The 19,602-nt window shown below is 65.3% G+C and carries 16 protein-coding genes; 7 read left to right on the forward strand and 9 right to left on the reverse strand.

Going from position 1 to position 19,602, the window contains the following annotated elements:
• Positions 1-23 precede the first annotated feature (23 nt).
• Positions 24-1,037 (forward strand): hypothetical protein, encoded by a 1,014-nt coding sequence (locus tag PCJ49_RS16830; RefSeq protein WP_269911948.1) that lies wholly within the window; start codon positions 24-26, stop codon positions 1,035-1,037.
• Between the two features lie 11 nt (positions 1,038-1,048).
• Here PCJ49_RS16830 and PCJ49_RS16835 read toward each other — a convergent pair whose 3' ends face one another.
• The 5 genes from PCJ49_RS16835 to PCJ49_RS16855 all read right to left on the reverse strand — a co-directional run bounded on the left by PCJ49_RS16835 (position 1,049) and on the right by PCJ49_RS16855 (position 6,757).
• Positions 1,049-2,482, reverse strand: coding sequence for a mannose-1-phosphate guanylyltransferase/mannose-6-phosphate isomerase (locus PCJ49_RS16835; RefSeq protein ID WP_269912074.1), 1,434 nt, complete (start codon positions 2,480-2,482; stop codon positions 1,049-1,051).
• A 267-nt stretch (positions 2,483-2,749) separates the two neighbouring features.
• Positions 2,750-3,559 (reverse strand): DUF4198 domain-containing protein, encoded by an 810-nt coding sequence (locus tag PCJ49_RS16840; RefSeq protein ID WP_269911949.1) that lies wholly within the window; start codon positions 3,557-3,559, stop codon positions 2,750-2,752.
• A gap of 350 nt (positions 3,560-3,909) precedes the next feature.
• Complete coding sequence (gene cydX / locus PCJ49_RS16845) at positions 3,910-4,020, reverse strand: cytochrome bd-I oxidase subunit CydX (RefSeq protein ID WP_269911950.1); 111 nt, start codon at positions 4,018-4,020, stop codon at positions 3,910-3,912.
• Between the two features lie 20 nt (positions 4,021-4,040).
• Positions 4,041-5,195 (reverse strand): cytochrome d ubiquinol oxidase subunit II, encoded by a 1,155-nt coding sequence (cydB, locus tag PCJ49_RS16850; RefSeq protein ID WP_269911951.1) that lies wholly within the window; start codon positions 5,193-5,195, stop codon positions 4,041-4,043.
• 5 nt (positions 5,196-5,200) lie between these two features.
• On the reverse strand, positions 5,201-6,757 hold the full coding sequence (locus tag PCJ49_RS16855) for a cytochrome ubiquinol oxidase subunit I (protein WP_269911952.1): 1,557 nt from the start codon (positions 6,755-6,757) through the stop codon (positions 5,201-5,203).
• A 403-nt stretch (positions 6,758-7,160) separates the two neighbouring features.
• Here PCJ49_RS16855 and PCJ49_RS16860 point away from each other — a divergent pair, with 403 nt between their 5' ends.
• Positions 7,161-7,868 (forward strand): Crp/Fnr family transcriptional regulator, encoded by a 708-nt coding sequence (locus PCJ49_RS16860; RefSeq protein ID WP_269911953.1) that lies wholly within the window; start codon positions 7,161-7,163, stop codon positions 7,866-7,868.
• Between the two features lie 278 nt (positions 7,869-8,146).
• On the opposite strand, the gene fghA is transcribed toward PCJ49_RS16860, so the two are convergent.
• Positions 8,147-8,983, reverse strand: a complete 837-nt coding sequence (gene fghA / locus PCJ49_RS16865) for an S-formylglutathione hydrolase (protein WP_269911954.1) — start codon at positions 8,981-8,983, stop codon at positions 8,147-8,149.
• A gap of 149 nt (positions 8,984-9,132) precedes the next feature.
• Positions 9,133-10,242: an S-(hydroxymethyl)glutathione dehydrogenase/class III alcohol dehydrogenase gene (locus tag PCJ49_RS16870; protein WP_089288214.1), complete on the reverse strand. Its 1,110-nt coding sequence runs from the start codon at positions 10,240-10,242 to the stop codon at positions 9,133-9,135.
• A 184-nt stretch (positions 10,243-10,426) separates the two neighbouring features.
• Here PCJ49_RS16870 and PCJ49_RS16875 point away from each other — a divergent pair, with 184 nt between their 5' ends.
• The 4 genes from PCJ49_RS16875 to cueR all read left to right on the forward strand — a co-directional run bounded on the left by PCJ49_RS16875 (position 10,427) and on the right by cueR (position 16,339).
• Complete coding sequence (locus PCJ49_RS16875) at positions 10,427-11,305, forward strand: LysR family transcriptional regulator (RefSeq protein ID WP_269911955.1); 879 nt, start codon at positions 10,427-10,429, stop codon at positions 11,303-11,305.
• A 217-nt stretch (positions 11,306-11,522) separates the two neighbouring features.
• Complete coding sequence (locus tag PCJ49_RS16880) at positions 11,523-13,598, forward strand: HAMP domain-containing methyl-accepting chemotaxis protein (protein ID WP_269911956.1); 2,076 nt, start codon at positions 11,523-11,525, stop codon at positions 13,596-13,598.
• A gap of 84 nt (positions 13,599-13,682) precedes the next feature.
• Entirely contained in the window at positions 13,683-15,944 is a 2,262-nt protein-coding gene (locus PCJ49_RS16885; RefSeq protein WP_269911957.1) for a heavy metal translocating P-type ATPase, read from the forward strand.
• Positions 15,941-16,339 (forward strand): Cu(I)-responsive transcriptional regulator, encoded by a 399-nt coding sequence (cueR, locus tag PCJ49_RS16890; RefSeq protein WP_269911958.1) that lies wholly within the window; start codon positions 15,941-15,943, stop codon positions 16,337-16,339. Before PCJ49_RS16885 ends, cueR begins: the two co-directional genes overlap by 4 nt.
• A 32-nt stretch (positions 16,340-16,371) precedes the next feature.
• Here the strand turns inward: cueR and PCJ49_RS16895 are convergent, their stop codons facing one another.
• Positions 16,372-16,989 carry a glutathione S-transferase gene (locus tag PCJ49_RS16895; protein WP_269911959.1) on the reverse strand — a complete coding sequence of 206 codons (618 nt, stop codon included), beginning with the start codon at positions 16,987-16,989 and terminating at the stop codon, positions 16,372-16,374.
• A 230-nt stretch (positions 16,990-17,219) separates the two neighbouring features.
• On the opposite strand from PCJ49_RS16895, the gene PCJ49_RS16900 reads away from it, so the two are divergent.
• Positions 17,220-18,602 (forward strand): FAD/NAD(P)-binding protein, encoded by a 1,383-nt coding sequence (locus tag PCJ49_RS16900; RefSeq protein WP_269911960.1) that lies wholly within the window; start codon positions 17,220-17,222, stop codon positions 18,600-18,602.
• Positions 18,603-18,722: 120 nt separating this feature from the next.
• Here PCJ49_RS16900 and PCJ49_RS16905 read toward each other — a convergent pair whose 3' ends face one another.
• Positions 18,723-19,547: a 3-keto-5-aminohexanoate cleavage protein gene (locus PCJ49_RS16905; protein ID WP_269911961.1), complete on the reverse strand. Its 825-nt coding sequence runs from the start codon at positions 19,545-19,547 to the stop codon at positions 18,723-18,725.
• Positions 19,548-19,602: the final 55 nt, after the last annotated feature.

Genomic DNA, 19,602 nt, shown 5'->3' on the forward strand with positions numbered 1-19,602 from the left:
ATCGAGGAAAAGGAGAAGGGTTGATGATAGCGCGGCGGCATTTCCTGGCCCTGCCTCTGATGCTGGCCCTGCCGGGCTGCTGGCCGGCGGGTGCTGCCCAGCAGGCGGGGCCCTGGCGCGGCGTCAACCTGACGCGCACGCCGGAAGCGCCCTTGGGCAGTGCCGCCTGTGGCCGGTCGCTGGCGATGCTGAAGGCGCTGGGGGCCGATGCCGTGGCGCTGGTCTGTTTCTTCTGGCAGGCCAAGCCGGAAAGCGCCGACATTGCGCTGGGCAGCGACATCCCGCTGGAAGAGCTGCGCGCCGGCATCCGCCAGGCGCGCGGGCTGGGGTTGAAAGTGCTGCTGAAACCCCATGTCTGGGTGCCGCAGACCTGGGCCGGCGCCGTCAATCCCACCGGTGACGGCGCCTGGGAGCGTTGGTTCAGCGGCTATGGCGCCGGGCTGGAGACCCTGGCGCAGTTGGCCGCCGCCGAGGGGGCAGAGGGCTTCGCCATCGGTACCGAACTGCGCGGCACCAGCCACCGGCCGGAATGGCGGGAAATGATCGCCCGCGTCCGCCGGCATTATCAGGGGCTGCTGACCTATGTCGCCCATTGGGATGGGGAGGTGCTGCGCGTCCCCTTCTGGGATCTGCTGGATGTGGCCGCTGTCAGCCTGTACGCCCCCCTGGGGGAAAACCCGACCAATATCAGCGTAGCCGTGACCGGTAATGCCGATGAGCTGGTTAAATGGCGTGACCGGATCGGCAAACCGCTGTGGATTGCCGAGCTGGGCCTGCGTTCTGCCACCGGTGCCCAGGCCAAACCCTGGGAAAGTGCGGAGGAGCGGGAGGCCCAGCCGGATGAGCAGGTGCAGGCCGAGGCGCTGGCGCACTGGCTGGCCGCCCTGGATCAGCGCGGCTTTCGCGACGTGTTGATCTGGCGCTGGTTCAGCACCCCCGAAATCGGCGGCCCGACGGACACCGATTTCACCATCCAGGGCAAGCGTGCGGCAACGGTTCTGCATGATTGGCTCAGCAGCTCCGGCACAACACGATAGAGGGTTGGCGCTCACTCGCGGCCATAATCATCCTCCAACCGGACGATATCGTCTTCACCCAGATAGGAGCCGGCGGCCACCTCAATCAGGTTCAGCGGGATGCAGCCGGGATTTTCCAGCCGATGGACCGACCCCATGGGCAGATAGACGGATTCATTCTCCCGCACCATGAACTGTTCCCCGTCCCGCGTGACCAGGGCGGTGCCATTGACGACGATCCAATGTTCGGAGCGGTGGAAATGGCGTTGCAGGGAGAGCTTCTCCCCCGGCTTCACCATCAACCGCTTCACCTGAAACCGGTGGCCGGATTGCAGCGGCTGAAAGTACCCCCAGGGGCGGTACTGGCGCGGCCGACTTTCCGCCTCCGACCGCCCCGCCTTCTTCAGCCGCTGCACGATGGTTTTGACATTCTGCACCTCTGCCTTGTCCGCCACCAGGATGGCGTCAGAGGTGGCCACCACCACCAGATCGCGGGCCCCCAGCACCGCCGTCAGCACGCCGTCGGTGCGCACATAGCAGCCTTCCGACCGCTCGATCACCGCATCGCCGAGCGCGACATTGCCATGCTCGTCCCGCTCCACAATGTCATGCAGCGCTGCCCAGGAGCCGATATCGTTCCAGCCAATGGAACAGGGCATCATTCCGGCCAGCTTTGTGCGGGCAAAGACGGCATCATCAATGGAAATGGACCGCGCCGCGCCAAAGGGCTCCGCCGCCAGTCGCACAAAATCGGTATCCTTGCGGCGCCCGGCCACGGCGGCCCGGACATGGGCCACCAGATCGGGTTCAAACCGCTCCATCTCCGCCACCAGCTGGGAGGGCTTGAACAGGAACATGCCGCTGTTCCAGACATGCCGGCCCCCCGCCAGCATGGCCTCAGCCACAGCGCGTTCCGGCTTTTCCACGAATTCGGCAATATGGAAAGCGCCCGGCAGATCGTCCAGCGGCTGCCCTTCGGCGATCCAGCCGAAGCCCGTTTCGGCCCGTTCCGGGCGGATACCGAAGGTCATCAGCAAGCCAGCGGCAGCGGCCGGCGCGGCCGCCCGCACCGCCTCGGCCCAGGCATCGCCATCGGTAATGACATGGTCAGCCGGCAGCACCAGCATCAACCGGTCAGGATCGGTTTCCGCCAGCAGCAACGCCGCAGCACAGATGGCCGGCCCCGTATTGCGGGCCACCGGCTCCAGCAGCAGGGCCTGGGGTTCCACGCCCTGTTCCAACAGCTGTTCCGCAACGACAAAGCGATGCCCCTCGCTGGCCACCAGCATCGGGGAGGCGAAACCAGCCTCCTGGCACCGCACAACCGTTTCCTGCAGCAAGGAGCGGTCAGACATCAGGCGCAGGAACTGCTTGGGATAATTCTCCCGCGACAGCGGCCATAACCGGGTGCCCGACCCACCGGACAAGATCACCGGGACCAGCCGCGCCCCCCAGCCTTCTACCATTGCCTTCACCTGACGATCCCCATTGCAATGACAACGGGAAGACATAAGTACATCTTATGTATTCCTGTGCCTGCCTTATTGGGCATCAAACACGGTTCAGGTCAACGGATACAGTGCTGGAAACCTATACCGGGGGATAGGGGTTGGTATGCCAATATTATCAACAAGTTAACGGAATAATAACGAACCTTACCCCCCTCGCCTCCATCCCCGGCGGGAAACAACTAATTTCTTCTTTCTTTTGAAGTAAAAGGATTGGAAATTTCCTCACCCCTGTACCTGGAAGGTCAGGGTAATGCTGTAGCTTTTCACCGCCACAGCCCCTTCCGGGGCTTCCAGGCGGTAACGGGCCAGCAGCAGATGGGGCCCGTGCTCCTTCAGGGCGAAGCTGGCCTTGCCATCCTTGTCGGTCACAGCCTTGACGGCGGTTTCGTGCCTGTCTTCCCCCTTGTCATCATGGTCATGCTCCCCGCCGCCGCCCTGCAGGGTGATCTCCACACCTGCCAGCGGCTTGCCCTGGAACAGCAGCTGGACCGGGAAGCTGCCGCCCTCATCCAGCTTGGAGGGATGGGCGAGCGGCAGGATTTCCAGCCCGCTGCCGATCGGCTTCAGGGCGGCGTCGCTGGCAGGGCCCTTGCTGACATAGACATCGGCGCGGGTAATGCTCTGCGCGTCGGCCACGCGGGCGCCAGTGGGGGCGTCTTTCGGGTCGCGCAGGGCTTCCCATTTACCATTGACCAGCGCCATCTTGCGCGTGGCCCCCAGCCGCTCCCCGGTGGAGAAGCGGTAGGTGCCGTTTTCAGGCAAGGCCGCCTCAAACACCGCCAGGTCCTTCAGATAGACGATATTCTCGATCTTCTGCTTCACGCCCGCCGGATTGATGACATGGTAATCATCCGCCTTCATGGCGATATCCGGGGTGAACAGTTCCTCGGTGAAGGAACCCTCGATCGTCACATGGTCACGCTGCGGCGTGGTGAAGAGGTTCGGCTTCAGATATTGCGTATGCGCCACCGCTGGCAGGGTGGTCAGCAGCGCCAAGGCGGCCAAGGCGGTTTTGATCGATCCACGCTTCATGGTGATGTTTCCAACGGTGCCAATTTCGTTGGACAGATAGATAATGCGAATTGGTCGCAATTGCAAATTATTGCTGGTGATCTGGGCGGGCTGCTCCCCGTCATCCCACGACATTCGGAATGACGGGGAAAGATGTGGCGTTAGTGCCCGTCCGGAAAGTTCCACGTTATCTCAACGTCTTACACGTCTTATCTTTAAGCGCTACCGTCACCCATGCTGCGGTCGGGGTCCAGAATCAAGGGGCGCTTTGCTCTACGAACTGGACCCCGGCCGCAGCATGGGTGACGGGATTAAAATATTAACATGTTGAGAAAGAAAGAAAATTTTCGGACAGACACTTAAGAAGCCCCCTAGCCTTCCCCACGCTCCTTGGCATCTTCACGCATTTCAAACCACATTGCGTTCAGCACCGCGACGGCGGCTGCCAGGGGCAGGCCCAGCATCCAGGCGAAATACCACATGATATGTGTCCCCTTTCAGGTCAGTAGAAATGTCCGTCCTCGCGCCGCAACGCCGCCTCATCCACCTTGCCCCACAGGATGCGGTGAACCCAGGCGGTATAGGCCAGCACGATGGGCAGCAGGATCAGCGTCACCACCAGCATGATGAACAGGGTCTGGTGGGAGGAGGAGCTGTCCCACACGGTCAGGCTGGAACGCGGATCAATGGAACTGGGCAGGATGAAGGGGAACATGGATACCCCCACCGTGCCGATCACGCCGACGATGGAGGCACCAGAGGCCAGCAGCGCCAGCCCTTCCCACCGCCCCCGCAACCCGATAAAGGCCAGCCCCGCCCCCACCACGCCCAACAACGGGGCCAGCAGCAGCAGCGGATAGGCCCGGTAATTATCGAACCAGGCGCCCGCCTGGACCGCCACCTGCTTGTAAAGCGGGTTGGAAGGGCCGGCCATATCCTGCGCACCCAGCACGCGATAACCATCCACCCACAGATACAGCACCATGCCGCCCAGCACGAACAGGGCGATGGTCAGCAGGGCCGCAACCGAGCCGACGGCGCGGGCGCGGGCAGCCACGGCCCCTTGCGTCTTCAGCACCAGCCAGCCGGCCCCATGCATGGCCAGCATCGCCACCGACAACAGGCCGCACAGCAGGGCGAACGGGTTCAGCAAGCCAAAGAAGCTGCCGGTATAGAAGGACCGTAAATCATCATCCAGACGGAAGGGCACGCCCTGGAGCACATTGCCCACGGCCACGCCGAAAATCAGCACCGGCACAAAGCCGCTGATGAACAGGGCCCCGTCCCAGACAGCCCGCCAGCCCGGTTCCTCCCGCTTGGAGCGATATTTGAACGCCACCGGCCGCAGGATCAGCGCCGCCAGCACCACGAACATGGCGAGATAGAAGCCGGAGAAGGAGACGGCATAGAGCGGCGGCCAGGCGGCGAAGATCGCCCCGCCGCCCAGGATGAACCAGACCTGGTTGCCCTCCCAGACCGGGCCGACGCTGTTGATCATGACGCGCCGTTCCACATCGTCCCGACCCAGGAAGGGCAGCAACATGCCCACCCCCATGTCATAGCCATCGGTGACGGCAAAGCCGATCAACAGCACGCCCAGCAGCACCCACCAGATCAGGCGCAGCGTTTGGTAATCGATCAATTCATGCAGGATCATGATCGTCACTCCGCAGCGATGGCGTGATGAACGGGGTCTTGGGCCGGCCCCTTGCGGATGGCGCGCAGCATCAGCGAGACCTCCACCACGAACAAGGTGCTGTAGAACAGCACGAAGCCGGCCAGCGTGATCAGCAGGTCGGTGACGCCCAGGCTGGAGACAGCCACCGCCGTGGGCAACACCCCTTCGATGATCCAGGGCTGGCGGCCATATTCGGCCACCACCCAGCCCAGTTCAGCCGCGATCCAGGGCAGCGGGATGGACCAGACCGCCACCCAGAGCAACCAGCGCGGCTGGCCCAGCCGCTGGCGCGCCGACTGCCAGAAGAAGGCCGCCATAAGCGCGATGAAGAAGAAGCCCAACCCCACCATGAGCCGGAAGGACCAGAAGAGCGGGGCCACACCCGGCACCAGATCCCAGGCCGCCGCCTGAATCTGATCCGGTGTGGCATCGGCCGGATTATCGACATAGCGTTTCAGCAAATAGGCATAGCCCAGATTGCCGCCATGGGCTTCGAACAGTTCGCGGGCTTTGGCCGGGGCCTTTTCCAGGCTGCGGGCGGCACGGATTTCTGCCAGCGCGCCATAGGCGACGATGCCGCTTTCAATCCGCTGCCGCCCGCGCTCCACCAGCGCATTGATGCCGGGCACCTCTGTGTCCAGGGAGCGGGTGGAGATCAGGCCCAAGGCCCAGGGGATGGTCAGCACATGATGGGTCTTGCGTGCTTCCTGATCGGGGAAGCCGATGGCGGTGAAGCTGGCGGGTGCCGGCTCCGTCTCCCACATGCCCTCGATCGCGGCCAGTTTCATCTTTTGATGTTCGGTCGCCAGATAGCCGCTCTCATCCCCCAGCACGACGACGGAGAGCGATGACAGCAGGCCGAAGGAGCAGGCCACCGCCATGGAGCGTTTGGCCAGGTGCAGATGCCGCCCCTTCAGCATGTACCAGGCCGACACGCCCAGCACGAAGACCGATGCCGTGACATAGCCGGCGGAAACCGTATGCACGAACTTGGCCTGGGCCACCGGGTTGAACAGTACGGCCCCGAAATCCTCAATCTCCATCCGCATGGTGGCGGGGTTGAAGACGGACCCGACCGGGTTCTGCATCCAACCATTGGCGATGAGGATCCACAGGGCCGAGAGGTTGGAGCCGATGGCCACCGCCCAGGTGGCCGCCAGATGCTGCACCTTCGTCATCTTCTCCCAGCCGAAGAAGAACAGGCCGACGAATGTCGCTTCCAGGAAAAACGCCATCAGCCCTTCGATGGCCAGCGGGGCCCCGAAAATGTCGCCGACATAGTGGCTGTAATAGGACCAGTTCATACCGAACTGGAATTCCATGGTAAGACCGGTGGCCACCCCCAGCACGAAATTGATGCCGAACAGGGTGCCCCAGAACTTGGTCATCTGCCGCCAGATGTCCCGCCCTGTCATCACATAGACCGTCTCCATGATGGCCAGGATGATGGACAGGCCGAGTGTCAGCGGCACAAAAAGGAAGTGGTAAAGCGCTGTCAGGGCGAATTGCAGCCGTGACAGTTCCACAATGTCGAGTTCCATACCTGCCTGCCGGCGAACCGGCCCCCCGGAATGGTCGGCAGCCACCGGGATGGGGCCGCCTGCTGTGCTGGTGAGGGAACGGAACCGGGCCGCAATCGTTCAAACGAACTGCCGATCAATTGCTTATGAGCCGGCCCCCGCCCCACCGGGATCAAGGACCGGATGATGCGCCCCCTGCCCTGCCGCTGCTTTGCGGATTGTCAAAGGCGCTGGGGCGACGGGGGCCCGGATTTCTGCTCAACAGCCACAGTCAGCAGTTTGGCGCAAAAGGCAGCGACCGGCCAGACCGTTACGCCGGTTGCGACAAATATTCACCCAGCCAACGGAATCCCGACCGCTGCATCGCTTGCTGCCCCCGGCCGGATCGGACTATTGATGGGATAGGGGAGCATGGAGGATTGGCGTGAAGGCGGCACGGATCATTGCGGCGCGTCAGGGGCTGATGGCCTGTCAGCATTGCGGCATCCGCCATCTGGCCCTGTTCGCCGATCTGCGCGACAGCGATTTCGACCTGATCCACCTGCCGATTGAGGAAATCCAGGTCGAACCGATGGAGCAGATTTACCATCTGGATCAGGCGGCGACGGCCATTTTCACCCTGCGCACCGGGCTGGTGAAGCTGGTGCATATCCAGCCGGACGGATCGCAGCGCATCGTCCGTCTGATCCGCCCCGGCGGGGTGGTGGGGCTGGAGGCGCTGGTGAAGCCGCGTTATGAGCATCTGGCCGTGGCGCTGCTGCCGGTGGAACTCTGCCGTATCCCTGTCAGCGTGGTGCGCCAGTTGCAAACCAACACGCCGCGCCTGCATCAGAAACTGATGGAGAAATGGCACGAGGCGTTGAGTGTGGCCGATGATTTCCTGACCGGGCTTTCCACCGGCAGCGCCCGGCAGCGGCTGGCCCGCCTGTTGTTGACCCTGTCGGAGGATGCACCGGACCAGCCGGTCCGCCTGTTCACGCGGGAAGATTTCGGCGCCATCCTGGCCGTCACCCTGGAGACCGCCAGCCGCACGGTGAGCGACCTGAAGCGCAGCGGCGCCATCCGGGAGGTGGCGCATAATCTGGTGATCTGCGACCGGGTGGCGCTGCAGGCGGCGGCGGAGGGGGTGTAGGGGCCCCCCTGTCCGCGCCCCTCCGTCATCCCGGCGAAGGCCGGGGTCCAGGTCGCTTGCGCACCCCTAGCGATGCCGATACCCTCGGCGGGCAGACATCGGCCGGCCTGGACGCCTATGGACGATCGTCGGGCAGGCGATCTGTCCAGAGATCGCCCCCCCATTTTCGCTCAAAGCTCTTTCAGGCCGCACAGCGGACCAAAGGCGCATTGCTCTACGAAACTGGACCCCGGCCTTCGCCGGGGTGACGGTGGAAGGGGGGGCAACCGGTGCCCCCCTTACAACCTCTCCCCATGCCAGCGCAGGTGATCATCCATGAAGCTGGAGATAAAATAGTAGGAGTGATCGTAGCCTTCCTGCATCCGCAGGGTCAGCTTGATACCCGCCTTCTGGCAGGCGGCTTCCAGCAGATGCGGGCGGAGCTGGCCTTCCAGGAAGCCATCTGCCGTGCCCTGGTCCACCAGGATTTCCGGCACCAGCGCCCCATGCTCGATCAGCGCGACCGCATCATGGCGCAGCCAAGCCGCCTTGTCCGATCCCAGATAGGTGGGAAATGCCTTCTGGCCCCAAGGCACCTGCGTCGGGGCCACGATGGGGGCGAAGGCGGAAACGGATTTGAACCGCCCCGGATGGCGCAGCGCCACGGTCAGCGCCCCATGGCCGCCCATGGAATGGCCGGTAATGCCCTGCCGGTCCATATCCACCGGGAAATGCCGGGTCACCAGCGCGGGCAGTTCCTCTGTCACATAGGTCCACATGCGGAAATGCGGTGCCCAGGGGGCCTCTGTGGCATCGACATAAAAGCCGGCCCCCTGCCCCAGATCCCAGCCGGCATCATCGGCCACGCCGTCGCCGCGCGGGCTGGTATCCGGGCAGACAATGACCAGACCCAGTTCCGCCGCCAACCGCCGGAACTCCCCCTTCTCCGTCACATTGGCATGGGTGCAGGTGAGGCCGGACAGGAACCATAGCACCGGCAGCTTGCGCCCATTCACCGCCTGCGGCGGGGTGAAGACGCTGAACACCATGGGCGTGCCGGTGGCGCTGGATTGGTGGCGATAGACACCCTGGATGCCGCCATGGCTGCGGATGGTGGAGATGATCTCAAAGCTCATGATCGGTTCCGGCATTGATGTGTGACGTCACACAGTAAAAGGGGGAGTTCACATGAACTCCCCCCCGGCGGCGACTGCCGCCGCGCGCCCCATGGCGCGTAAGCCAAGCCGCCGGATGGCGGCGCCCGGCGCCTGAGGGACAAGTAAAGTTAGAACACCACGACGCTGCGGATGCTCTCGCCAGCGTGCATCAGGTCGAACGCCTTGTTGATCTCCTCCAGGCTCAGCACATGGGTGATCATCGGGTCGATCTCAATCTTGCCCTGCATGTACCAGTCGACGATCTTCGGCACATCGGTGCGGCCACGCGCACCGCCGAAGGCCGACCCCTTCCACACGCGACCGGTCACCAGTTGGAACGGACGGGTGGAGATTTCCTTGCCGGCTTCGGCCACACCGATCACCACCGACACGCCCCAGCCGCGATGGCAGGCTTCCAGGGCCTGGCGCATCACATTGGTGTTGCCGGTGCAGTCGAAGGTGTAATCGGCCCCGCCTTCCGTCAGGCCGACCAGATGCTGCACGATATCGCCGTCGATCTTGGTGGGGTTGACGAAATGGGTCATGCCGAAGCGGCGGCCCCATTCTTCCTTGCGGTCATTGATATCCACACCGATGATCTTGTCGGCCCCCACCATGCGGGCGGCCTGGATCACGTTCAGGCCGATGCCGCCCAGGCCGAAGATCACCACATTGGAACCCGGCTCCACCTTGGCGGTATTGATCACCGCACCGACGCCGGTGGTCACACCACAGCCGATATAGCAGGTGGACTGGAACGGCGCGTCTTCCCGGATTTTCGCCACAGCGATTTCCGGCAGAACGGTGAAGTTGGAGAAGGTGGAGCAGCCCATATAGTGATAGATCGGCTGGCCCTTATAGCTGAAGCGGCTGGTGCCATCGGGCATCAGGCCCTTGCCCTGGGTGGCGCGGATAGAAGTGCAGAGGTTGGTCTTGCGCGACAGGCAGCTTTTGCACTGGCGGCATTCCGGGGTGTAGAGCGGGATGACATGATCGCCCGGCTTCAGGCTGGTGACGCCCGGCCCCACCTCCCGCACGATGCCGGCCCCTTCATGGCCCAGGATGGACGGGAAGATGCCTTCGCTGTCAAACCCGTCCAGCGTGTAGGCATCGGTATGGCAGATGCCGGTGGCCATGATCTCAATCAGCACCTCGCCCAGCTTCGGGCCTTCCAGATCGACTTCAACGATTTCCAGGGGCTTCTTGGCTTCAAAGGCGACGGCGGCGCGGGTCTTCATGGGGGCTTCTTCCGGCTTGTGGACATGGGAAAATCCCGCTGGCCGGTTCGGTCAGCGGGCGTGGCGTGACTATAGCCGGGGCCTTCCCTGGCAACAATCCCGGCTTTATGGCAAAAAATTATTGCTGTATAGCAATAATCAAGAATGCACACCGGTCCCCGGCAAAGGTCAGGAAACCACCCCCATGCAGCCCTGGGATGGGATTGAGGAATTTATCGCCACGGCGGAGACGGAGAGCTTTTCCCGCGCCGCCACCCGGCTGGGGGTTTCCACCTCCCATATCAGCCGGGAGGTGGCGCGGCTGGAGGATCGGCTCTCTGTCCGCCTGCTCTACCGCACCACCCGCCGGGTCAGCCTGACCGATGCCGGGCGGCTGTTCCTGGAACGCTGCCGCCGGCTGGTGGAGGAGCGGGAGGAGATGTTCGCCGCCGTCAGCGAACAGGATGGCGCGGCGCGTGGGCATCTGCGGCTGACCTGTTCCATTGCCTATGGCGAACGTTTCATCGTGCCGCTGGTCAACCGCTTCCTGGCCGATCACCCGCAGATGAGCATCTCCATCGACCTGACCAACCGGGTGGTCGATCTGGTGGGGGAGGGGTTTGACCTGGCGGTGCGCATCGGTGCCAGCCTGGGCGACAGCCGGCTGATCGCCGTGCGGCTGGCACAAAGAGAACGCTATCTCTGCGCCGCCCCGGCCTATCTGGCGGCCCATGGCGTGCCCGCCGGGCTGGATGATCTGGCCCGCCATGCCTGCCTGCTGGGCACAGCGGAATTCTGGCAGTTCCAGGCCGGCGGGCGGCTGGTGGAATTCAAGCCGCGCGGTTCCTGGCGCTGCAACAGCGGCTTTGCCGTGCTGGATGCGGCCCGCCAGGGGCTGGGGCTCTGCCAATTGCCGGATTTCTATGTGGAACCCGATCTGGCCAGCGGCGCCCTGGTCAGCCTGCTGGAACCCCACCGCCCGCCAGCTGAGGGGATCTGGGCCGTCTATCCCCATCGCCGCCACCTGTCGCCCAAGGTGGCGCGGCTGGTGGATTATCTGAAAACCCATGTCGGTCAGGGCTGACGGACGCCATACATGGGTGCCCAGGGGCGGTTAAGCGCCCAGCATAACCTTGGCCGCCGCCCATACCGACAGAAAATTATAATCATTGGGTTAGATAGATACGCGGCGCGTTTTCATGGAAAATACATTTGAAAGCACGCGACCTTTCATTGCAATCCGTGCAAATATTCAACGATGACGTTTCCCCCATCCGTGCCTGCCCTGCGGAGTTCCCCCGATGCGCGTCAAGACCCTGTTCACCCTTTGCATTTCCGGCGCCGGCATCATTGCTGTCGGTGTGGCCATGATGCTGGTGGCCCAACAGGTCAGTTCGCTGTGGAGCATCAACCAGACCGCGCGCTATCTGCGGACCTTCCAGGCCGTCTCCCGGATTGTGGAACAATTGCCGCTGGAACGCTCGGCCTTCAACACCGCCCTGCAGGCGGACAGCGTGCTGGATCAGGCGGGGCGGGACCGGATCGCCGCCGTGACCGGCAAGACGGATGAGGCGCTGACCCAAAGCCTGAACGCCGCCGAGCATGAAATTGCTGACCCCGCCATCAAGGCCGTGCTGAGCAGCCTGAAAACCCATATCCAGGAGCTGCGCACCCGCGCCCTGGATGAGGCCGCAAAGCCCCTGTCCGCCCGCGATGCCAGCTTCCTGAAAGGCTACCCCGCGGCTGTCAACCGCAACATGGATGAGGCCACGCGGCCATTGCAGACGATGGAGGTGGTGGTCTCGCGCCTGAATACGGGTGTGTCCGATTTCATCGCGCTGGCCCGGCTGACCAATGATTTCCGTTCCGCCGCCGGCGCCCGCTCCTCCCATATCGGCCTCTACCTCTCCAGTCCGGAGACGCGCACCCAGGCAAATCACGAGAAGCATGGTGAGATGATGGTGCGGATCGAGGAGCGGTGGGCCCAGATCCAGGCACAGTTCAAACTGGCCGGGGAACCGCCGAAGGTGGCAGACGCCCTGGCGAGTGTGGAGAAAACCTATTTCAAGGAAGGGGGCGACTATTACAACCGCATCGTCACCGCCGTGCGGACCAATGCCGATCCGGGGATAACCCCGCTGGAATTCCGCACCGTCCAGGCCAATTTCGTCAAGCCGATCATGTCCATCCGCGATGCCGCCCTGGCCACCGGGGCGGATTATCTGGATGACCGCGCCCGCGCGGCCATGATCGGGCTGATCCTGGAAGGGGTGCTGACCCTGGGCATTGCCATTGCCATCGTTGCCCTGGGCTATGTTTTCAATCGCCGCGTCATCACGCCGTTGAACGGGCTGACCCAGGTGATCGGCCGGATGGCCGATGGGGAGCTGCAAACCAGCATTGCCGGTGAAGGGCGCCCGGACGAGGTGGGTGATATTGCCCGTGGTCTGGTGGTCTTCAACCGCAATGCCCAGGAACGCCAGCGGCTGGAACAGCTGGCCGCGACTGAGCGCCAGGCGCGCGAGGAACGGGTGAAGCGGGTTGAAGCGCTGATCCACCAGTTCGAAGGGGCGATTGCCGAGGTGCTGCACGCCGTCGCCGCGTCGGCGACGGAGCTGGAGGGGACGGCCCATTCCATGAGCGGCATCGCCCAGGAGACCACCACCCAGGTGACCAACTGCGCCACCGTCTCCGAACAGACATCCAGCAATGTGCAGACGGTGGCCGCCGCCAGCGAGGAGCTGGCCTCTTCCAGCCTGGAAATCGGCCGTCAGGTCTCGGAATCCGCCACCATCGCCCTGTCCGCCGTTAATCAGGCGACGGAGACCGACCGCATCATGCGCGGGCTGGCTGATGCGGCGGAGAAGATCGGCAATGTCGTGCAGATGATCCAGGACATCGCCGCCCAGACCAACCTGCTGGCCCTGAATGCCACCATCGAGGCGGCGCGGGCCGGGGAGGCGGGCAAGGGCTTTGCCGTCGTCGCCAGCGAGGTGAAAAGCCTCGCCACCCAGACCGCCCGCGCCACGGAGGAGATTTCCGCCCAGATCGCCAGTATGCAATCAGCCACCAGCAGTTCGGTGGAAGCGATCAGCGGCATCGGCCAGACCATCCGCCGGGTCAGCGAGATTGCCGCCGCCATCGCCGCTGCGGTGGAGGAACAGGGGGCTGCCACGGCGGAAATCGCCCGCAATGTGCAACAGGCCGCCCGGGGCTCCCAGGAAGTGTCCGCCAATCTGGGCCGGGTGGCCGAAGCCGCGGACCAGACGGGCGAAGCCTCCGGCGAAGTGCTGGCCGCCGCCGGCGAACTGGCCCAGCAATCGGAAACCCTGCGCCGGGATATTGAAAGCTTCCTGGCCAATATCCGCACCGCCTGAGTTTTTCGTCGCAGACCCCTTGACCTTGACATGGTGGCAAGCCCCAGATGATGGGGCAGGTGTTACTTCCAAGGGGACCGGGCCATGGATGGAAGCGGGATAAGGGGGGCCGAAACCGGCGCCCAGATCGCCGAATTTGATCTGTCGCTGACGGGGGTGCGCTGCGCTGGCTGCGTCTCGCGGGTGGAAAAGGCGCTGCGGCAGGTGCCGGGCGTGGTGACGGCCGATATCAATCTGGCCAGCAAACGCGCCCATGTGCGCGCCATCGGGGCCGCTGGCGCAGCACTCACCGATGCCGTGGCCAGTGCCGGCTATGGGGCGGACCTGATTGCAGCGGAAGGGACGGGGGCAGGGCAGGGGGCTGACAGCGCCCCCGGCCATGACCATGCCGCCCATGCGGCAGGGGGGGAGAATGCCGGCTGGCGCGTGGCGCTGGCGGCGGGTTTAAGCCTGCCGCTGCTGGCCCCCATGACGGGGATCATGCCCAACCTGCCGGGCTGGCTGCAACTCACCCTCGCCACGCCGGTTACCTTCTGGCTGGGCTGGCAGTTCCATAAGGGGGCGTTCCGGGCCGCCCGCGCCCTTCACGGCAGCATGGACAGCTTGGTTTCCCTGGGCACGCTGGCCGCCTGGGGCCTGTCCGTCTTCCTCTGGCTCACCGCGCATGAAGGCCACGCCCCGCATCTGTATTTTGAGGCAGCGGCAGTGGTCATCACCCTGCTGCTGCTGGGCCGCTGGCTGGAGGCGCGGGCCATGGGCCGCACCATGGAAGCCATTCAGGCGCTGATGGCGCTGCGGCCCCGGCTGGCGCGGCTGCGGCTGCCGTCGGGGGATGTGGAAGTGCCGGTGGCGCAATTGCGTGTCGGCGATCTGGTTGTCGTGCTGCCGGGTGCTGCCGTGCCGGTGGATGGCACGGTGGTGGAAGGGGCGTCCGACCTGGATGAATCCATGATCACGGGGGAGTCCCTGCCCGTGGCCAAACAGGCCGGCAGTACCGTGACCGGTGGCGCCCTGAACGGCCCCGGCACCCTGCTGGTGCGCACCGGGGCCGTGGGGCGGGATACGATGCTGGCCCGCATCATCGCTATGGTGGAAGGGGCACAGGCCGCCAAGGCCCCCATCCAGCGGCTGGCCGACCGGGTGAGCGCCGTTTTCGTGCCCATCGTGCTGGTCATCGCGCTGATCACCTTCGCCGGCTGGGTTCTGGCGGGGTCCGGTGCTGAAACCGCCCTGATCAATGCGGTTTCCGTGCTGGTGATCGCCTGCCCCTGCGCCCTGGGGCTGGCCACGCCCACGGCGCTGATGGCGGGCACGGGCGTGGCGGCGCGCAGCGGCATCCTGATCAAGGATGCCGGCGCCCTGGAACGCGCCCATGCCGCCACCATCATCGTCTTTGACAAGACCGGCACCCTGACGGAGGGCAAGCCGGTGCTGACCGGCCTGACGCCGGCCCCTGGCGTAGACGCCACCGAGGCGTTGCGGCTGGCCGCCGGCCTGCAGGCGGGCAGTGAGCATCCGCTGGCCCGCGCTGTGCTGGATGCCGCCCGCGCCCAATCCCTGCCCCTCCCCACCGCCCAGAACAGCCGCGCCCTGCCCGGCCAAGGCATGGCGGGCACGGTAGAGGGTCGGGATCTGCGCCTGGGCCATGAAGGGCTGATGGCGGCACTGGAGGTGGATATCACCCCGCTGGCCGATGCCGCCGCCACGGCCCGCCAGCAGGGCCACAGCCAATCCTGGCTGGCCGTGCAGGCGGGGGAGGGGGCTTGGCACCTGCTGGCCCTGTTGAGCTTTGCCGATGAACCCAAACCCAGTGCCGCCGCCGCCATCGCCGCATTGAAGGCGCAGGGGCTGCGCTGTGTGATGTTGACCGGCGATCATGAGGCGGCGGCCCGTGCCGTGGCCGACAGGCTGGGTCTGGATGAGGTGGTGGCCCGCCTGCTGCCCGACCAGAAGGCCGCGGCCGTGGCCCGGCTGCGCGGGAGCAGCGGCACCGTCGCCATGGTGGGCGACGGCATCAATGATGCGCCGGCCCTGGCCGCCGCCGATATCGGCTTTGCCATGGCCACCGGCACACAGGTGGCGATGGAGACGGCGGGCATCACCCTGATGCGCGGTGACCCGCTGCTGGTGGCCGACAGTATCGCCATTTCCCGGCGAACCTGGGCCAAAATCCGCCAGAACCTGTTCTGGGCCTTCGCCTATAATGTGGTGGGCATTCCGCTGGCCGCCCTCGGCCTGTTGAACCCGATGATTGCCGGGGCCGCCATGGCATTTTCCAGCGTCAGCGTGGTGGGCAACGCCCTGTTGCTGCGCCGCTGGCGGCCCCGCGCGGGGGCCGGGCGATGAATATCGGACAGGCGGCCAAGGCAGCCGGCGTCACGCCCAAGATGATCCGCCATTATGAGGCGACGGGCCTGTTGCCGGCGGCAGACCGCTCCGCCGCCGGCTATCGGCTCTATGGGGAGGCGGATATCCGCACCCTGCGTTTCATCCGTCAGGCCCGTGCGCTTGGCTTTCCGCTGGCCGATCTGGGCGGGCTGCTGCGCCTGTGGCATGACCGCGACCGCGCCAGCGCCGATGTGAAGGCGCTGGCGCTTTCCCATATCGCGCATCTGCAGGAACGGATCGACGAATTGCAGGTGATGAAACAGACGCTGGAGGGGCTGGCCCGTCACTGCCAGGGCGATGACAGCCCCCATTGCGCCATCCTGGATGGGCTGGACCAGGGGGGCGGGACATAAAGTTTCACGGGAAACATTCCCTGTAAAACAGCTCAATCGTGCGGCAGATCGCGGAAGGCTGGCAGGGCTTCTGCCCGCGCCGACAGGGCGGCCAGCCGGGGGAAACGGCTGTTCCAATCCACATCATCGCCCCGCATGGCGCGGCTGAAATAGAAGGCCACCGCCGCCGTCACATCGGCCTGCATCGGGCGGTCGGCCAGCAGCCAGCCCGCCCCATCGCCGATTTCCGCTTCCAGCAGATCGAAGGCGGCCAGCATCTGCGCCCCGGTACGCTCCATCCAGGGCTGGTGGCGCTTTTCCGCCGGGCGCAGCATCTCCTCATAAACCCGCTGCACCGCCTTTTCCGTGCCGGCCAGGGCCAGCCCGATCAGGCGCAGGCAGCGCGTATGGGTGGCCATATCCACCGGCATCAGCCGCCGTTCTGGCGCGGCCAGTCGCTCGGCATGGTCCAAAATCAAGGTAGAATCCATCAGCACCACCCCATCCGATGTCACCAGGGTAGGTGCCTTAACCACGGGATTGATGGCAGCAAACTGGTCATAGGTGCGGAAAACCGACAGTGATTCATGGGCAAAGGGCAGGCCCATCAACCGCAGCGAAATGGCCACCCGCCGGACATAGGGTGAATCCAACATACCGATCAGCCGCATTGCCCAATCCCCCCATCGCCGCGTCAAACCACAAGCCAATGATCATCCACCCGATGCCGGACGGCAACCGCCCACGGGGGCACCCCACCCTTGTCCCATTGACAGAAAGGTTCCCGCATCGCCTAATTCTATTTTATAAGTAGGAAATTATTGCGTCCGCCCACTGCCGCCCATTTGACGACAGGAGCCCCCATGCTGCCCTTGCCGCCCTTCTGCCTGCGGGTGATCGTTTGAGCCGGCCCACCGTCGCCATTATCGGCGCCGGGGCCAGCGGGGCGCTGACCGCCCTGCATATCCTCTCCAACCCCCAGGGTCCGCGCATTTTCCTGATTGAAAAGCGCCAGGGCTTCGGTGTTGGCGTCGCCTACAGCACCGGCAATGCTGACCATCTGCTGAATGTTCGCGCGGGGAATATGAGCGCCTTTCCCGACCAGCCGGCCCATTTCACCGACTGGCTGCGCGACCGCGACCCGGATTTGCTGGCGGCGGGCTTCGTGCCCCGCCGCACCTATGGCGCCTATCTCTCCAGCCTGCTGCGGGCAGCGGCGATGAGCGACCGGGCCGCCGGGCGGCTGATGCTGGTGAATGATGAGGCGACCAGCCTGATCATCGGTGAGGGGCGGCCCCGGCTGCGGCTGGCGGTGGGGCGGGAACTGCTGATTGATGCGCTGGTGCTGGCCACCGGCAATGGCGCGCCGGAGCCGCCCTATGTGCCCGATGGCGGGCTGGGGGGCTCCCCGCGCTATATTGCCGACCCCTGGGCCGCCGATGCCTTCCGCCATGTCGCCCCGGAAGACCCGGTGCTGCTGCTGGGCACCGGGCTGACCATGGTGGATGTGGCGCTGACCCTGAAAAGCGCCGGTCATGAAGGGCCGAAGATCGCCATGTCGCGGCGTGGGCTGCTGCCGCGCCGCCATGCCGCCCCGGTGGCCGTGCCACCCGACCCGCTGCCCCCCTTGCCGCCGGTTCTCTCGGCGGCCCTGCGCATCGTACGCAACCATGTAAACTGCTATCACGCCGCCCAGGGGGACGGCGCGGACTGGCGGGCGGTGATCGATGCGCTACGCCCGGTCACGCGTGGTTTCTGGCAGGCGCTGGATACGCCCACGCGGCGGCGCTTCCTGCGCCATCTGCGGCCCTGGTGGGATGTGCACCGCCACCGGCTGGCCCCTGTGGTCGCCGACCGGCTGGCGGCGATGCTGGAAAGCGGGGAGATCGCCCTGAAGGCCGGGCGGCTGCGCGCCTTCGCCCTGGAAGGGACCGGCGCCCACCAGCAGGTGGCCGTTCAGTGGCGGCCCCGGCGGGGAAATGCCAACGAGCGGCTGACTGTCGCCCATGTGGTGAATTGCACCGGCCCAGGGGGTGACCTGTCACGCAATGGGCCGCCCATCATCCGTTCCCTGCTGGCCGCCGGGCTGGCGCGGCCCGATGCGCTGGGGCTGGGGCTTGATCTGGATGGCGACGGACGGCTGATCGCCGCCGATGGCTGTGCCGGCCGCTTCTACGCCCTGGGCCCCGCCTCGCGCGGGGCCTTCTGGGAAGTGACGGCCATCCCCGATATCCGCGTACAGGCCCAGCAGGTGGCCGCCGCCATCTGCCGCGATCTGGGGTGATGGCGCAGCCTTAGAGCGTGTTCCTCAATCGCCGGCGCTGCATACGCAGCTTGGCTACGCGGCACGTGCCGCGCGGCGGCAGTCGCCGCCGGGGCTGTTTCCGGTCAACCGGAAACAGCCCTATCCCCGATGCAGCGCCCGCACATCGTCGCCATTGGCCAGCCGTCGCCCAGTCAGGGCCACGGCCTGGGCGGCATTGGCGACCAGGGCAGCATTGCCGGTGGCCAGGCTGCCATCGGGCAGGTGCAGGTTATTTTCAAACCCCACCCGCGCGTGCCCGCCCAGCGACAGGGCCGCCTGGGCGCAGGCCGCCTCCTGCGCGCCAAAGGCACAGACGGCCCAGGGCGGCAGATTGTCCAGCCCCTCCAGAAAGGGCAGCAGGTCGGCCGCCCGGCTCTGCTGACCCGCACTATAGCGGCCCAGCACGAACAGCAGGAAATCCACCCCCTCCCCCAGCACGCCGCGCGCCTTCAGGTCATGGTAACGGACCAGATCGTCGGGGGAATAAAGGATGATCTGCAGCATGATCTCCCGCTGGCGCATCCAGGCGAAGAATCCCGATGCCTCCACCTCATGCGCCGCATCAGGCACCAGTTCGCGGATGGCCAGCGACACCGCCTCCGGCACCACCTCGCGCACCACCCGCATCTGTTCGGGCGGCTGGTAGATACCGGCGGCTTCCGTGGTGATCTGCACCACCATGCCCGGCCCCACCTGCCGGCGGATGGCGTCGGTGGCCTGGCGATAGGCATCGGCATCCAGCAGATGCCGCCCATCGGGCCGGCGCACATGGGCATGGATCATCGCCGCCCCCGCCGCCTGACAGGCCGCCGCCTCGCTGGCCAGTTCGTCAGCGGTCAAGGGGATGGCAGGGTGATCCACCTTCACCCGCCGCGCCCCGTTGGGGGCGACGGTCAGGATGGCGGGGGAAAGGGCAGGGGACATGGGTGGGGTTCCTGTGGGGGTGACGGTAGAGAGAGAGAGAGAGAGGAGAACGGTT

Source organism: Niveispirillum sp. BGYR6, from assembly GCF_027568365.1.
Classification (GTDB): Bacteria; Pseudomonadota; Alphaproteobacteria; order Azospirillales; family Azospirillaceae; genus Niveispirillum.

Excerpts from the sequence above, each read along its gene's own strand:
- PCJ49_RS16870 (WP_089288214.1), bottom strand. The coding sequence starts at position 10,242 with ATGAAGACCCGCGCCGCCGTCGCCTTTGAAGCCAAGAAGCCCCTGGAA.
- cueR (WP_269911958.1), top strand. The coding sequence starts at position 15,941 with ATGAATATCGGACAGGCGGCCAAGGCAGCCGGCGTCACGCCCAAGATG.
- PCJ49_RS16855 (WP_269911952.1), bottom strand. The coding sequence starts at position 6,757 with ATGGAACTCGACATTGTGGAACTGTCACGGCTGCAATTCGCCCTGACA.
- cydB (WP_269911951.1), bottom strand. The coding sequence starts at position 5,195 with ATGATCCTGCATGAATTGATCGATTACCAAACGCTGCGCCTGATCTGG.
- PCJ49_RS16885 (WP_269911957.1), top strand. The coding sequence starts at position 13,683 with ATGGATGGAAGCGGGATAAGGGGGGCCGAAACCGGCGCCCAGATCGCC.
- PCJ49_RS16875 (WP_269911955.1), top strand. The coding sequence starts at position 10,427 with ATGCAGCCCTGGGATGGGATTGAGGAATTTATCGCCACGGCGGAGACG.
- PCJ49_RS16880 (WP_269911956.1), top strand. The coding sequence starts at position 11,523 with ATGCGCGTCAAGACCCTGTTCACCCTTTGCATTTCCGGCGCCGGCATC.
- PCJ49_RS16830 (WP_269911948.1), top strand. The coding sequence starts at position 24 with ATGATAGCGCGGCGGCATTTCCTGGCCCTGCCTCTGATGCTGGCCCTG.
- PCJ49_RS16835 (WP_269912074.1), bottom strand. The coding sequence starts at position 2,482 with ATGGTAGAAGGCTGGGGGGCGCGGCTGGTCCCGGTGATCTTGTCCGGT.
- PCJ49_RS16895 (WP_269911959.1), bottom strand. The coding sequence starts at position 16,989 with ATGCGGCTGATCGGTATGTTGGATTCACCCTATGTCCGGCGGGTGGCC.
- PCJ49_RS16905 (WP_269911961.1), bottom strand. The coding sequence starts at position 19,547 with ATGTCCCCTGCCCTTTCCCCCGCCATCCTGACCGTCGCCCCCAACGGG.
- cydX (WP_269911950.1), bottom strand. The coding sequence starts at position 4,020 with ATGTGGTATTTCGCCTGGATGCTGGGCCTGCCCCTGGCAGCCGCCGTC.
- PCJ49_RS16840 (WP_269911949.1), bottom strand. The coding sequence starts at position 3,559 with ATGAAGCGTGGATCGATCAAAACCGCCTTGGCCGCCTTGGCGCTGCTG.
- fghA (WP_269911954.1), bottom strand. The coding sequence starts at position 8,983 with ATGAGCTTTGAGATCATCTCCACCATCCGCAGCCATGGCGGCATCCAG.